Annotated in this window: 12 protein-coding genes; 6 read left to right on the top strand and 6 right to left on the bottom strand. The window is 64.6% G+C overall.

The genetic code is table 11. The features are described from left to right. Positions 1 to 124 precede the first annotated feature (124 nt). Positions 125 to 466 (top strand): PadR family transcriptional regulator, encoded by a 342-nt coding sequence (locus GEV06_16130; GenBank protein ID MPZ19424.1) that lies wholly within the window; start codon positions 125 to 127, stop codon positions 464 to 466. A gap of 8 nt (positions 467 to 474) precedes the next feature. Here the strand turns inward: GEV06_16130 and GEV06_16125 are convergent, their stop codons facing one another. Beyond that, positions 475 to 948 (bottom strand): DinB family protein, encoded by a 474-nt coding sequence (locus GEV06_16125; protein ID MPZ19423.1) that lies wholly within the window; start codon positions 946 to 948, stop codon positions 475 to 477. Positions 949 to 1,122: 174 nt separating this feature from the next. Between GEV06_16125 and GEV06_16120 the strand changes: the two genes are divergently transcribed. From GEV06_16120 to GEV06_16105, 4 genes are all read left to right on the top strand, one after another. Further along, positions 1,123 to 1,851 (top strand): ATP-binding cassette domain-containing protein, encoded by a 729-nt coding sequence (locus tag GEV06_16120; protein MPZ19422.1) that lies wholly within the window; start codon positions 1,123 to 1,125, stop codon positions 1,849 to 1,851. Positions 1,852 to 1,857: 6 nt separating this feature from the next. Next, complete coding sequence (locus GEV06_16115; protein ID MPZ19421.1) at positions 1,858 to 3,411, top strand: ABC transporter permease subunit; 1,554 nt, start codon at positions 1,858 to 1,860, stop codon at positions 3,409 to 3,411. A 46-nt stretch (positions 3,412 to 3,457) separates the two neighbouring features. Beyond that, positions 3,458 to 3,859, top strand: coding sequence for a hypothetical protein (locus GEV06_16110; protein MPZ19420.1), 402 nt, complete (start codon positions 3,458 to 3,460; stop codon positions 3,857 to 3,859). Between the two features lie 494 nt (positions 3,860 to 4,353). After that, positions 4,354 to 6,798: a serine hydrolase gene (locus tag GEV06_16105; protein MPZ19419.1), complete on the top strand. Its 2,445-nt coding sequence runs from the start codon at positions 4,354 to 4,356 to the stop codon at positions 6,796 to 6,798. A gap of 11 nt (positions 6,799 to 6,809) precedes the next feature. Here GEV06_16105 and GEV06_16100 read toward each other — a convergent pair whose 3' ends face one another. Next, positions 6,810 to 8,159: a gfo/Idh/MocA family oxidoreductase gene (locus GEV06_16100; protein MPZ19418.1), complete on the bottom strand. Its 1,350-nt coding sequence runs from the start codon at positions 8,157 to 8,159 to the stop codon at positions 6,810 to 6,812. A gap of 92 nt (positions 8,160 to 8,251) precedes the next feature. Here GEV06_16100 and GEV06_16095 point away from each other — a divergent pair, with 92 nt between their 5' ends. Continuing rightward, complete coding sequence (locus tag GEV06_16095) at positions 8,252 to 8,722, top strand: DUF4440 domain-containing protein (protein MPZ19417.1); 471 nt, start codon at positions 8,252 to 8,254, stop codon at positions 8,720 to 8,722. A gap of 175 nt (positions 8,723 to 8,897) precedes the next feature. Here the strand turns inward: GEV06_16095 and GEV06_16090 are convergent, their stop codons facing one another. Genes GEV06_16090 through GEV06_16075 form a run of 4 tightly spaced genes read right to left on the bottom strand, consistent with a single transcriptional unit; the run spans position 8,898 to position 15,047 of the window. Continuing rightward, a complete protein-coding gene (locus GEV06_16090; protein MPZ19416.1) occupies positions 8,898 to 9,797 on the bottom strand; it encodes a hypothetical protein in 900 nt (299 codons plus the stop codon). Positions 9,798 to 9,857: 60 nt separating this feature from the next. Further along, the gene (locus tag GEV06_16085; protein ID MPZ19415.1) at positions 9,858 to 12,572 is read right to left on the bottom strand and encodes a sodium/solute symporter; all 2,715 of its coding nucleotides are present in this window, start codon (positions 12,570 to 12,572) and stop codon (positions 9,858 to 9,860) included. Between the two features lie 11 nt (positions 12,573 to 12,583). Continuing rightward, a complete protein-coding gene (locus tag GEV06_16080; GenBank protein MPZ19414.1) occupies positions 12,584 to 13,693 on the bottom strand; it encodes a galactose oxidase in 1,110 nt (369 codons plus the stop codon). Next, positions 13,524 to 15,047 (bottom strand): sulfatase-like hydrolase/transferase, encoded by a 1,524-nt coding sequence (locus GEV06_16075; protein ID MPZ19413.1) that lies wholly within the window; start codon positions 15,045 to 15,047, stop codon positions 13,524 to 13,526. Before GEV06_16075 ends, GEV06_16080 begins: the two co-directional genes overlap by 170 nt. Positions 15,048 to 15,065 lie beyond the last annotated feature (18 nt).

Raw genomic sequence — 15,065 nt, 5'->3', positions numbered from 1 at the left:
AGAGGGGACATTTCTATTTCGCTAAGAACGGGGACATTTCTATTTCGCCTTGACATCCGCCGAGGTCTCCGGTTGACAGTGGCACGTGATGGAGGGCAGACTGTCTACCCTAGCCACTAGAGTCATGCCAAAGGAACAGGATCGCATCGAGCTCTTGCAGGGAACGCTCGACATGCTCGTCCTTCGGACGCTGCTGTTCGGGCCGGCACATGGCCACGCCATCGCCAAGCACATCCAGCGGACCTCAGACGAGGTGCTGCAGGTCGAGCACGGGTCGCTGTACCCCGCCCTGCATCGCTTACACCGCAAGGGGTGGATTGCGTCCAAATGGCAGCCCATGCCAGATCGCAATCGCACGGCCAAGTACTACCGCCTCACCCCAGCGGGACGCAGACAATTGACGCGGGAAGAATCGAAGTGGCAGAAGCTGGCGCAGGCGATCAGGCGAGTCATGCGGACCGCATGATCCTCCCTTCACCGCCATTCGCCCAGGAGCTTGCGCAGGAGCACGAACTGGCCGAGATGATACGCGTTGTGATCGGCGAGCAACATCGCCTCTCGGAGGAGCGTCTGTCCATCGCCCCACGGGATTCGCGCAAACACATCCGTCTTCGGATCTCGAACCAGCGCAAGCATAGCTTGTAGATCGCGGCGGCATGCCTCGAGGCTCGTGGCGACGGCTTCCTCGTTTGGCGGGCCGTCGCGCGGCGGCCAATACCCGCGAGGGTGCTCCGGCGAGACGTGCTCGCGGCGCCGGCTGAACTCGAGAATGTCCCATTGACAGATCCGTAAGTGCTCGAGCAACTGCCACAGCGTGTACGGCGCGCCCGGTGGACGTTTGCCCCAGGCATCGAAGGGCGCGTCAGCCAGCACATCCTCGAGCTCGAGATGGGCTTGGCCACCGTCGAGCAGCTCGGCGAGATGCTGGCGAAGCGATTTGTCCTGCATGTCCGTCTTCCGTCCTCCCATTTTCTTACCTCTTTCCAAGACTAACGGACGCCTCGGCGAGGCGTCCCGACCCACCGCCGATGGTAGGGCGCGTTCGCCGAAGGCGCCGTCAGGACCTCTCGGCGAGGCGTCCTACCTGCTATCATCGGCCCGGTGGACCCTGCGTCTCCTGCGATTGCCTTCGAATCGGTTTCCTTCACACACCCAGGCCGACCACCGGTCTTGCGTAATCTGTCCTTCAGCGTCCCGCGCGGCGTTTCCGTCGCCATTGTAGGCGCGAGCGGCGTCGGCAAGAGCACGCTCCTCAAGTTGATCAACCGTGTATTGGCGCCTGCCGCGGGGACGGTGCTCGTCGAGGGGCGCGACACACGTGCCTGGGATGCCTACGTCCTCCGTCGCCGCATTGGCTACGTGCTCCAGAACGTCGGCTTGCTTCCGCACTACTCGGTGGCGCAGAACATCGCGCTCGTGCCGCGGTTGCTGGGTTGGTCGGCCACGCGTCTCGAGGCGCGCACGCGAGAGCTCCTGACGCTCGTCGGCCTGCCGCCTGACGAGTTCGCGCCCCGCTGGCCGGATGAGCTCTCCGGAGGACAACGGCAGCGGGTGGGCGTGGCGCGCGCGCTGGCGGCCGACCCGCCGATCCTGCTGATGGACGAGCCGTTCGGCGCTCTGGATTCGCTGACCCGGCGCGACCTCCAGCGCGAGTTCCTCCGCATCCAGCGGCGACTGCGGAAGACCGTGGTGCTCGTGACACACGATGTCGCGGAAGCGCGTTTGCTCAGTGAGTGGCTCGGCGTGCTCGACAGCGGCGAGCTCGTGGCCTGGGACCGGACCGACCGTGTGGCGGCCTCGGAGGATCCTCGCGTGCGCCCATTCTTCCAGCAATCGGTCGCGGAACCTTGACATCCAATGGGGCTGTTGACCTTTTGGGTGGCGCACCGTGACGAGGTGATGTCCGCGCTCGGCGTGCATCTGATCCTGGTTGTGGCGTCCACGCTCGCGGCGGCGGCCATTGCCGTGCCGCTCGGCATCATCGCGGCGCGCCGGCCGCGCATTGGCGCGCCCTTCATGGTCGTGGCCAACATCGTGCAGACCATCCCGAGCCTCGCGCTGCTCGGGTTCCTCATTCCGCTGCCGTTGGTCGGCGGCATCGGTCCACGCGCCGCCATCGTCGCCCTCATTCTGTACGGCGTGCTCCCCATCCTGCGAACGACGGTCACAGGCATCCAGGGCGTCGATCGCGACGTGCGTGAGGCGGCGGTTGCGCTCGGCATGACTCCAGGACAGCTGCTCCGGCAGGTCGAGCTGCCGTTGGCCTTGCCGTCCATGATGGCGGGTGTTCGCGTCGCGACGGTCATCAACGTCGGCACGGCGACGGTCGCGGCAGCCATTGGTGCCGGTGGGCTGGGTGAGTACATCTTCCGAGGTCTGTCGATGGTGGACTCGACGGTCATCCTTGCCGGTGCCGTGCCGGCCGCCGCCCTGGCGCTTGCCGCAGATGCGCTGCTGACCTTCGTCGAGCGAGCGGTCTCCCCGCGCCGCAGGCGACGTTGGACGCTCGCGGCGGCGGTCACGATTCTGATCGCACTCTGCGTGGGCACCGTGCTCCTGGCGCTCCCCAGCCGCTCGTCACGCGCCACCATCGTTGTCGGATCGAAGAACTTCACGGAGCAGATCGTGCTGGGCGAGATCGTCGCGCAGGCGTTGGAACGCTTCGGCGGATTGTCGGTCGAGCGTCGCTTGAATCTCGGCGGGACGTTCATCTGCGATCGTGCTCTTGCGTTGGGTGAGATCGACGTCTACGTCGAGTACACGGGCACGGCGCTCACAGCGATCTTCCGCCAGCCGGTCGCCCACGATCGCCAGCGAGTGATCGCCTTGGTGCGAGACGCGTATGCACGCACGGGCCGCAGCCTGCTGGCCCCGCTCGGCTTCAACAACACGTTCGCCATCCTCGTCCGCCAGCGCGACGCGCAGACGCTCGGGCTGCGGACCGTCAGTGATCTTGCCCGTGTGGACGACCGCCTCCAGGCTGGCTTCGGCTACGAGTTCCTCGAGCGTGCCGACGGCTATCGCGGCTTTGTCGCCGCATATGGGCTCCGCTTCGAGCGCTCACCGCGCGTCATGGAGCTGTCGCTGACCTATCGTGCGCTCGCTGCCGGCAGTGTCGACGTCATTGCCGGAGACGCCACGGCGGGGCTGATCGACGCGCTGAACCTCACGATGCTCGAGGATGACCGACGCTACTTCCCGCCGTACGACGCGGTGCCGGTGGTCTCCACGGCGACGCTGCTGCGCGAGCCGGGCATCCGCCGGGCGCTGGAGGCGATCGCCGGTCGAATCGACGAGCCAACCATGCGTCGGTTGAACTACGCGGTCGAAGGAGACCGGCGCGACGCGAGTGACGTCGTGCGCGAGTTCCTCGATACCCTGGATGGCCCTCAGGACGTAGCGACCTGGTAGAATCGCGCGGGCTGGGGCAATGGTACGCATTCCGAGGAGCAGCTACATGCGCAAGACTCTGTCACTCCTACTCGTCGGCTTCGTGTGCAGCCTGGGCCTGCTCAGTGCGCAGGACGCAGGGGACCGTATCGTCGGGAAGTGGGTCGGAACATGGGAGGGCGAGGGCACCGGCAAGTACACGATGTCCATCGAGCACGATGCCGAAAATGGGCTCGGAGGCACGGTCGATACCACGCCCGACTCGGGAGAGGCCGGCTACACGGCGACCTTCACGTCCGTCGTGGTCGACGGCGAGAAGGTCACCATGGAGTACGACACGCCCGATGGCGCGGAAGTGCAGATCGAAGGCACCCTGGAGGGCGCGGCGCTCGAGGGAACATGGAAGGCTTTCAATCCGGGGACGACGACCCTCGCTGCGAGCGGGACGTTCAAGGGCGCGAAGAGCTGATGCGGCCCTCGCGACGTACGGCTCGGGGGCGCTCGTCGCACTGGCCTTTGGCGTTGGCGCTTGCGCTGTCACTCGGCACAAGCGCCGCCGTGGCCGCGCAAACGACGATGGCCACCGTGCGCGGCAAGATTTCGGACGAGCAGAGTCCCCTGCCTCGGGTGGGCTGCTGAACGTCATCACGCGCAGCGGCTCCAACACGTTCACCGGACGCGCGTATGCCTTCTTCCGCAACGACGCCTGGGATGCCGTGCCCTTCGCCGGTTTCTTCGAGAACGCCGCGCCCGTGTACGAAGACGAGGCGCCGCCGCTCGAATAGCAGCGTTGGGGCGGTTTCCTTGGTGGGCCGGTCGTGAGAGATCGCCTCTTCTTCTTCGTTGGCCTGGAGCGCCTGGACGCCGACTCTTCGACGATTCTGGGCATCAGAGCTTCGGCCTGCCAATCGAAGCGTACGAGAAGCGCCGGCAACAACTCGGACTCCGCGTCGATTTTTGACTATGTTAACGATGCGACGACCGATCAGTGGGGAGCAGAGGTGGCGAGGCAGGGGCATCGCCTGGCTTGGCGGCGCCATGCTGGGGAGCCTGCTCATCGTCGCCTTCGCCGGTCGAGCGTTCATATCCGCGGCGCAGCCGGTCCCGCAGGCGGAGAGCGCGGCGCGATACGCAGCCGCCATCGCACGTATCGAGCGCCTGATTACGCATGAGATGCAGGACAAGGGCCTGCCGGCGGTCTCCATCGCCCTCGTCGACGATCAAGACATCGTCTGGGCCAAGGGATTCGGGTACTCGGATCCGGACCGCAAGACGTCCGCCACGGAAGATACCGTGTATCGCGTCGGCTCGGTGTCGAAGCTGTTCACGGACATTGCCGTGATGCAGCTCGTCGAGCGCGGCCAAGGGGATCTCGACGAGCCGGTGACGACGTACCTGCCGGAGTTCACCCCGAAGAATCCGTTCGAAACGCCGGTCACGCTGCGACACCTGATGTCGCACCGGTCTGGCCTACAGCGCGAGCCGCCAACCGGCCACTACTTCGACGACACCGCGCCGTCGCTGGAGGAGACCGTTCAGTCGCTCAACGCCACGGAGCTGATCTACGGGCCTGGGACACACACAAAGTATTCCAATGCCGGCATCGCGGTCGTTGGCCGCGTCGTCGAGGTGTTGACGAAGAGGCCGTTCGTGCAAGCGCTGCAAGAGGACGTCATTGCGCGGATCGGGCTGAAACACAGCACGTTTGCGCCGACGACGGCTGTTACCCAGGCGCTGGCAAAGGCGTACATGTGGACCTACTTCGGCCGCCAGTTCGAGGCGCCAACATTCGAGCTCGGCATGGCCCCGGCCGGCAGCATGTATTCGACGGTGAGCGATCTCGGACGCTTCATGAGCGTGCTCTTTCGCCGAGGTCAGGGACCGAACGGCGCCCTCCTCGAGCCCGAAACACTGGAGGCGATGTGGGTGCCACAGTTTGCACCCGCCGGGGCAACCGAAGGCTTTGGCATCGGCTTCAGCGTGCGCGAGCTCCAAGGCCAGCGAGTGGTTGGCCACAACGGTGCAATCTACGGCTTCGCGACGGAGCTTCAGGCCATGCCAGACGCGAAGCTCGGTGTCGTGCTCGCGACGACCATGGATGCTGCGAACGCGGTGATGCGCCACATCGCGCGAGAGGCCATGTCGTCACTGCTTGCCGTGCGCGACGGGAAGCCGCTGCCGGAGCTGACGCTTTCTCGGGCGGTCTCGCCGGAGACCGCCAGGCAGTGGGCTGGCACGTACGTCGCGCCCGGCGGCGAGCAACGTATCGAGTTGGCCGATCGCCACGGTACGCTCGTGGCGACCATGGAGGGCTTCCAGGCGAAGTTGAGATCTGGCGGTGCGTCGGACGAAGAGCTCGTGGTCGATGACCGGCTCGCCTATGGCCAGTCGATCAAGCGGGGCGGTGACGGTGTGCTCTTGATGAACGGCGTCAGCTACCGCCCCGTGAAGGATGCCACCATTCCCGCACCTGCACCCGAGGCCTGGATTGGCTTGATCGGCGAGTACGGATGGGATCACAACGTGCTCTACATTCTCGAGCGCGAAGGGAAGCTGCACGCGCTCATCGAGTGGTTCTTCCTCTACCCACTCGAGCAGCTCGGTCCGGATCTCTTCGCGTTCCCGAAGTCTGGTCTCTACGACGGAGAGAAGCTGCGCTTCATCCGGAATGCCAAGGGACAGGCGACTGAAGTGATGGCGGCCGGCGTGCGCTTCGAGCGGCGCCCGGTTGGTCTAGACGAGGGCACGTTCCGCATCACACCGCTCCAGCCGGTGGCCGCGCTCCGCCAGCTGGCCGCGGCGTCGCAGCCGCCCGTCGAAGCGGGCAAGCGTCCGCCTGATCTGGTTGAGCTCTCGTCGCTGGATGAGACGATCAATTACGACATCCGCTACGCGACTACGAACAACTTCATGGGTGCGGCCTTCTACCCGGAGCCGCGCGCGCTGATGCAGCGGCCAGCGGCGGAAGCCGTCGTGCGGGCCCACCAAGAGCTGAAGCGCCATGGGTACGGTCTACTCATTCATGATGCGTATCGCCCATGGACCGTGACGAAGATGTTCTGGGAGGCCACGCCGCCAGCGCAGCGCATCTTCGTTGCCGATCCGTCGCAAGGGTCCAGACACAATCGAGGATGCGCGGTTGATTTGACGATGTACGAGCTCGAGACCGGGAAGGCGGTGCACATGGTGAGCGGATACGATGAGTTCTCGGACCGCTCATTCCCCGATTACCTCGGGGGTACGTCGCGGCAGCGGTGGCATCGAGCCCTGCTGCGCAGGGTGATGGAAGCTCAAGGCTTCACCGTCTACGAGACCGAGTGGTGGCACTTCGACTTCAATGCATGGGACGAATACCCGATTCTCGACATCCCCTTCGAGAAGCTCGCAGCGCGGCCACAGGGCGATTGACGGCGCAACGCTCACACGGCGTCAGCTTCCGGGTGCTTCCAGGGCCCTCGGTACGGGCGGCGTAGCAGCCGATTGGCCTCCTCATCGCCAACGATCTGACCCTTCGCCGGATCCCAGGTGAGCGTTCGTCCCACCTCGAGCGACAGGTTGGCCAGGATGCAGGCGGTTGTCGACATGTAACCCTGCTCGATGTCGGCCACCGGTCGGCCGCGGCTCTCGATGCAGGAGAGAAAGTCCCGCATGTGGGCGCGGACGGCTGGCGCCACGTGCGTCTCGAGATCCTCTTCGGTCTTGTCCTCGGGATACTTGTCGAACTCGTATGTCACGTCCTCGTGAATCGGTGGGCCGGCATTCTTCCCGGACGGGACGAAGTCATAGCCTTGGACGCTTGCCTTGAGCGTGCCCTTGTCTCCGTAAAAGGTCGCCCCCCATGGATACTTCGGGTCCGGGGGATCGCCGTACGTGCGGTGCGTCCACACGACCTGTAGGTCACCATAGTCGAACGTTGCGGTCTGCGTATCGGTGATGTTGGCCTTGCTCTGTTTGTCCACGAGGATGCCACCAGACGAGGACACACGCTGGGGCATGCCGAGCTCCAACATCCATCGCACCATGTCGAACATGTGGATGCACATATCGCCGACGATGCCGTTGCCGTACTCCATGAACGCGCGCCACCTGCGCGGATGCACCAGCTCGTTGTACGGCCGCATCGGCGCGGGACCGGTCCACATCTCGTAGTCGAGATAGGAGGGTGGCGCCGTGTCCGGCGGGTTCTCTGTCGCGCGCATGTGGTAGTAGCAGTAAATCTCGACGAGACCGATCTTGCCGAGCTTGCCTTCGCGAACAACCCGATCCCGCGCGTTGACGAGATGCGGCGTGCTGCGTCGCTGCGTTCCCACCTGCACCACGCGTCGATGCTTGCGGGCGGCAGCCAGCATCGCCTGACCTTCAGCAACGTCGACGCTGATCGGCTTCTGGACGAAGACATCGGCCCCGGCCTCGACCGCCGCGATCATCGGCAGGGCGTGCCAATGATCCGGCGTCGCAATGAGCACGATGTCCAGATCTCTTTCGGCGAGCATCTTGCGATAGTCGTCGTAGGTGCGCGGCGTCTTTTTCGAGGCCTGGCGCGTCGCCACCAGGGCGGCCGCCTTGGCCAACATCTCCGTGTCGACGTCGCAGAGCGAGACCACCTCGATCGGAGCCACTTGCACCAGGCGTAGCAGGTCCGTCTTGCCGTACCAGCCGGAGCCAATGAGCCCCACGCGCTGTGGCGCTTGGGCAAAGGAGCGCATGGGGAGGGTGGACAGGGTCAGGGCGGCAAAGCCGCCCGCTTTGAGGAAGTCGCGGCGCTTCATGGTGCTCTCGTTCTATGCTAGAAGCCTCCTGCCGCGCAAGTCCCAGCCAGCAATTTTCTTGCGCTCGGAAGGACGTGTAGGACCTTGTCGCCATGTCTATACGCGCGCTCACTGCCGTTGCCCTGAGTATGCTGATTCTGGCCCTGCCGCTGCACGCCCAGGAGGCCTCGCGCCCATCTGACGAGGGAACGGCGGTTCGGAGTGTCCGCACGCTGCTCGAAGAACAGGTGGCCGCCTGGAATCGCGGCGACCTCGAACGCTTCATGGCGGCGTATTGGCGAAGCCCCGATCTCCTGTTCACCTCCGGCGCCGAGGTTCGCCGCGGGTGGCAGGCGACCTACGAGCGTTACCGCAAGCGCTACGGTGGCGACGTCGAGACGATGGGGCAGCTCGCTTTCGAGGACCTCGAGATCACGATGCTCGGGGGAGACGCGGCCTGGGTGCTCGGCCGCTGGCACCTCATCAGGAACAGCACGGAGTCTGGCGGCATCTTCACGCTCGTGCTGCGGCACCTGGACGGTGAGTGGCGTATCGTTCACGATCATACGAGCGTAAAGGGATAACATCCAGCACACCAACCTTGCCGGACATGACGTTCGACGACACGTGGACGCTCGATCTAGGGGAGGACACCGTTTCGGTGAAGCACTACGGTCCTGGTGACGCTCGCAGCAGTTCTCGGTTGGGCTTACGATGAGCTGACGGCTTGACGGCCTGTCATGTCCAACAGTCCACGCGTCACGCCCACGTGGGCGACGTGCTCAGCAGAGCACCGAAGCCGTTAGCGATGAGCGCTCTGTGCAACGCTGCGCGCTCCGCATCATTCAAAGGTCGCCGCGGAGGCAGGCAGGTGCCACAGTCGATGCCCGACCACGCGAGGATTTGCTTGATCGCAGGAAACAGCGGAAAGGGTTGCGTCAGCGTGATGAGCGCGTTCACATCGCGCTGAGCGGTACGTGCCTCCGTCCATCGCTCTTCCCGAGCGAGCGTGTGGATGCGGACGAACAGCTCCGGTACCAGATTGTAGAAGCTGCCGATACCGCCATCGGCGCCCATGAGAAGACCTGCCGCGAACACCTCGTCTCGACCGTTGAACACGCATCGATCGGGTCGCGCGATTCGCGCCATCGTGTAGAGGTCGAAGTCCGTGAACTTCACGCCGACGACGTTCGGGAGCGCGCACAGCTCTTCGAGCTGCTCGAGGCTCGTGATGGATGGATAAGACGCCGGAAAGTAGTAAACGATGACTGGAACAGAGCTGGCGGCGGCGAGCTTGCCATAGAACTCGCGGACGTCTGCAAATCCGAACGGACCGGCGAGCGGCGGAAGGCTGCTGATGGCCCGCGCGCCGACCTGGGCGGCATGCGCCGCGAGCTCGATGGTTTCGCTGAGCGAAGGTGCGCCGACATGGACGATGACGTCGCGGTCGGTCGGTGTGCAGGCAGTGGCCACTTCGGTGACGCGTTGCCGGTCCTCGCGCGATTGCAACAAGCCTTCGCCTGTTGTACCGCACAGATACACACCGTGCACGCCGACACCATACAGCCGCTCCAAGAGCCGCTCGAAGGGCTTCGGCGCGAAGCGCCCGTTGGAATCGAAGGGCGTGACGACAGCGGGAAGAACGCCTCTGGGAATCATGGGATCTTTCGATGAATAGGGGTCAGTGGTCAAAGAGCAGTGGCCACTGACCACTGACCACTATTCTGTGAGCCAACCGAGACCGAACCGCGCAAAGGTCAGCTTCTCGTAAGGATTTTTGTCTCCACGCTCGTAGAGTAGACCAATCGTGTCGTCTGACAAGACGACGAGGCTCGAGTACGCCGCCGGGCCCTCGTGGATGACGCGAGACACCGGCCACGTAGTGCCCTCGTCGTGACTGAGCCTAACGGTCATTCGCTCGCGCTTCGTGCTGGCCGGATTCGCGAACAGCAACGGGTTTCGACCGTGCGTGCTCGTCAGTGAAAGACGCAGAAGGCTCGCCTGTGCCGGTGGCTCGACGAGCGTACGGTCGTAGACGGGGACGGCGAAGCTCCGGCCTTCGTCTTGGCTGAGAGCGACAGCTCTGAAGTTCGCGGGCTTGCTCGGATGGTTGCGCATGTTCAGCATCAAGCGTCCGTCGGCGAGCTCTACGACCTGGCTCTCGTTCGTACCTGCAACGGAGTGGCCACCAAGCTGCCAGCTGGCGCCATGGTCGTCGCTGAAGAAGACGTGCGAGCGATGGCCGCCCGTACCCGCCACGGCGTGGTTGGCGGGGACGACGAGGCGCCCGCTCCTGGTCTGGATACCCACGCCGGGGCCAGTCGCGTACCAGGTCCACTCAGGACGCTTGACGCTCCTGGTAATCTCGAATGGCGCCGACCAGGTGAGCCCATCGTCTCGGCTCTTCATGATCCACACGGTACGGGACGCTACGGCGGTCTGATCGATGATCTCCTGTTCGCTATCTTCACCCAGGTTCTGCGTGGTGAGAAGCCAGATCGTTCCGGTGCTGCGATCGACGACTGGACAGGGATTGCCGAACGTGTTCGGGCCGTTGTCGCCAATCACCCGCATCGCCGACCAGCTCTTCCCCTCGTCTGTGCTGCGCTTGAGGACCAGATCGATATTCCCAGCGTCGCCCCGGCCTTCGCGGCGCGCTTCGGCAAAGGCCAGCAGCGTCCCCTTTGGTGTGGCGATGACCGACGGAATGCGATACGTGTGATAGCCGTCGTGTCCAGCCACATAGACATCCGTTTCTACCGGCGCGCCATCGGAGGCGGCCAGCGTTGTGCTCGCGAGCGCCAGGCCGAGGCTGTAGAAAAGGAACCGGGCACCTTTTCGCGCCCGAAAAGGTACCCGGTTCCTCTTCTGCGTAAACACCGTCAGGCCGTCGAGGGCGGGACTCCGTGAAGGGATGAACAGACTGGTGATGTAGCCGACAACCATACAGGTCGTGCCTCCGATGGCGGCGTACAAGAAGAAGTGCACAGCCGTATGCTGCTGTACGAAGTGCAGGAGCAAGGCGCTCGCTGCAAGGCCGACGAGCGCGCCAATGCCGTGAGCCCGACGGGTGAAAATGCCGAGCGCGAACACACCCGCAAGACCGCCACCGAGCAGCCCGATCGACTGAAGGAATAGGTCCCACAGCGATCGGATGTTCCAGGTCGCCATCATCAACGCGCTGATGGTCCCTCCCAGGCCGACCAGAATCGTGAGGCGACGCGCGAGCCGCATCCGTGCCGCATCTGTGGCGTCCGTGCGGAAGCGCCCGTAGAAGTCGGTCACCAACGCCGCCGTAATGCTGTTGATGCCGCTGCTCAGCGTGGACATCGCCGCCGCAAACACGCCCGCCACGACGAGGCCGGACACGCCCACCGGAAGCTGTCGGCCAATGAACCAGGCGAAGGTGGCGTCGGTGGCCACCGCGGGGTGGAGCAGGGATGGGTGGGTCCGATAGAAGACGTAGAGCGCCGTTCCTACACCAAAGAAGAGTACCGACGTCGGCAGCGTGAGCAGGCTGGCCGTCCACACCGCACGTGCCGCTTGTCGTTCGCTCGACGTGGTCAAATACCGCTGAATGACAGCTTGGTCCGCCGTGTAGGGCACGAGATTCGTGAAGATGTTGCCAATCACGACCACCCACACCGACGCGATCGTGGCACTCCAGCTCCAGGTGAACATGTGGAGCTTGCCATTGTCCGACGCAATCCGAGCGACGGCACCGAGCCCGCCTTCCACATGCGCTACGACCAGTGCGAGGCTCACGATCGCCGCCCCCAGCAAGGTCCCCACCTGGAGGACGTCGGTCCAGATGACGGCTCGCATTCCTCCCTGCATCGTGTACGTCGTGCAGAGAAGGCCCATCAACACGATGGACAGGTAGATGTCGAGACCGGTGACCGCCTGCAGCGCGAGCGCCGGAAGAAAGAGCACGATCGCCATGCGAGCCGCCTGCAAGACGATGAAGGCAAGGCTTCCGGCAAGGCGGACCGCGAGCCCGAAGCGCCGCTCGAGGTACTCATACGCGGTCGTGATCTGCAGCCCGCGGAAGAAGGGCAAATAGAAGAACACGACCACTGGCGCGATGGCGAGGATGCACAGGTTGGCCAGCAAGAATACCCAGTCTTCCGCGTACGCTTTCGCTGGAATGGCGAGAAACGTGATGGCGCTGAGCTGTGTGCCGTAGATGCTCAGGCCTGCGGCCCACCAGGGCACGCGGCGTCCACCGAGGAAGAAATCCTCGGTGGACTCGTTCTTCGTTGAAAAGTACCTGCCAATGAGGAGGAGCGGCACGAAGTAAGCGGCCAGCACAGCGTAATCCAGCGGCGCGAACGGCCGGCTCGTCGGCGCCAGCCGCCCCTGAAGTACCGCAGCCGATCGATGTCCCGGCCGGTCTTCGCCACCAGCGAGCACGACGGTGTCCCCACGCATCACGGCGTGAGTCGTCACCAAACCGCTCGCATCGTACCGAACGTCGTCCAAGTGTCGGTAATTGTGTGATACGCAAGGACGTCGCGGCTGAAGCCTGGATGTCGATCCTTCAACTCCTCGACGCGGCTCGCATGCGTGCCATCGTCACCGCCGAACACGAGGATGTGAGACTGTCCGAACGGTGCCGCCGGCGCTGCCACCACTGGGCGAGGCACATCGGCAAGCCGCTGCCAGCCCTCGTCTGGTGTCCACGAGTACGCATCGCTAAGATACCGGCGCGTTGCTTTGCCACTCGGCGCGCGCCGCAGCGCGGCACCGCTGATCACATGCAGCCGCCCTTGCTGAGCCGTCACCACCGGCAGAATGCGGCCAGGGCCCGGAACCGGTGGCAGAGCGCGCCACGCCGGTGCGGGAGAGGACAGGTCGAGCGCCCAGCCGGACGCGAGTGCTTCCGTGTCATCCGGCTGGCGCTGCCCACCGACGACAAAGAGCGTCTGTCCGATGACGGCAGCTCCCGCCATGGCGATGGGCGACGGAAACGGCGGCAGCGCTCGTTGCGTTATCTTGCCGCCGATCCATTCCAGCGTGAAGGCGTCGGCGTAATGGCGTGCCTGATCCGAACCACCCACGACCAGCATCCGATTACCCATCGTTGCAGTAGCCGCGTATGCCAGTGGATGCGGTAACCGATGGCGTGCGCGCCACTCTGTGGCGGCGGGCTCGAGCGCGTAGACGGAATCGAACCACACTTTGCTGCCGCCCTCGAACAGCGGCGTCGGGAAATCGGTGCCGCCCGCGACGATCAGCACGCCATGACTGAAGCCCACCGCGTGTCCGGCCAGGGGACGCGGCAGGTCGCCGCTTCGCTGCCAGGACAAGGTGCTGGTCTGACTGTGCTCTGCTTCGTCCAGGCTCGACGTCGCACTAGGTAGGGCCGCCTCGCCGAGGCCGCCACTATCGGACTCTTGCCCTGCCGCTCCGCGGGCCGGCAAGACCATCATCAGCGTTGCGAGCGCCAGCCCCGGAACGCACGGCGCGTTCGAGCAGACCCGCCAGGTCGCTGACTTGGTTCCGAAAGCGCGGAGAGTCGGCGAGGTTGATACTCTCGATCGGGTCGTTGTCATGATCGTAAAGCTCACGCGCCACGGTCTCGCGGCTGTCGACGTCGCGCCACTCAGTGTAGCGGTAGCGAGGGGTGCGGATGGAGTAGCCCATGACGTCGGGCCGTTCCATGGCGTGGGGCTGCTGGCTGAAGTAGGGCGGTCGTGGGAACTGCGTGAGTGCAGCGGAGTGCAGCACCTGATCGGGGTTGTCGAGCAGTGGGCGTAGGCTGATGCCCTCGAGTGCGTCGGGTCGAGGGAGATTGGCGAGATCAGCGAGCGTGGGATAGACGTCGAGGAGCTCCACGACGGCGTTGGTCTGGCGACCGGCGGTCTTTTGACCCGGTGTGCTGATGATCAGCGGCACGCGGGCGTCACGCTCGAAGTTGGAGGTCTTGGCCCATAGCGCGTGCTCACCGATGTGAAAACCGTGATCGGACCAGAGCACGATGATCGTACGGTCCGACAGGCCGAGACGATCGAGCTCGTTGATCACCTTGCCAATCTGCGCGTCGACGTAACTGATCGCGGCGTAGTAGCCGTGCCGCAGGTGCCGAACCTGCGCCGGCGTGAGCGGGCCCTCTTTGGGCATCCCGGCGTAACCGCGCAGCTCTCGGAAATCGTGCAGGGCGATCTTGGGCACGTCGGTGGGCGGACCGGCCGGCAGGGGCGCTGGGATGGCATCCGGGTCGAAGAGGTCCCAGTACTTCTTTGGCGCGTTGAACGGTAGATGCGGCTTCCAGAAGCCAACGCCGAGGAAGAAGGGCTCGTCTTTGTGTTGCCGAAGTGACTGGATTGCCTCCTGCGCGATGCGGCCATCGAAATAGGTCTCGTCCGGCACGTCGGCCCGCTGCGTGGGTGCGCCTTGCCCATCGGCAGGCGTGCCTCGCGGCGCGCCGGGGACGTACCAATCGCTGAAGTGGGGCGCGAAGTTGTATGTCTGCGGGACGGACCACGACGGCGGATCCATCGCAATGCTGGGTTTGGCACCCCAGTTGTGGAAGATCTTTCCGATGCCCTGTGTGAAGTAGCCGTGGTCTTTGAACAGCTGCGGCAGGGTGACCGCCTGCGGATGCGTGTCGCGGAAGTGCGTGCGCAAGTCCCAGACACGCAGCGTGTCTGGCCTCATGCCAGTCATCAGCGAGGCGCGCGACGGATTGCAGACCGCTTGCTGGGCATACGCACGCCGAAAGAGAAGCCCGCGCTCGGCGAGACGATCGATATTGGGTGTCAGTGCGATGCGAGAACCGTAGACGCCCAGCTCCGTATTCATGTCGTCGACGGCGATAAAGAGGACGTTCAGCTGCTTCTCCGCCGTAGCCTTGACGGCAGGGTCCGCGACTTGGAGGTACACAGCGTCGCCCGAGCAGAGCCACATCCAACAGAGGGCGATCCA

Origin of the sequence: Luteitalea sp., from assembly GCA_009377605.1 — a bacterium.
In the GTDB taxonomy this organism is placed as follows: domain Bacteria; phylum Acidobacteriota; class Vicinamibacteria; order Vicinamibacterales; family Vicinamibacteraceae; genus WHTT01.
Note: the sequence above shows the minus strand (reverse complement) of the source record. Positions and strands in the feature narration are given on the sequence as shown.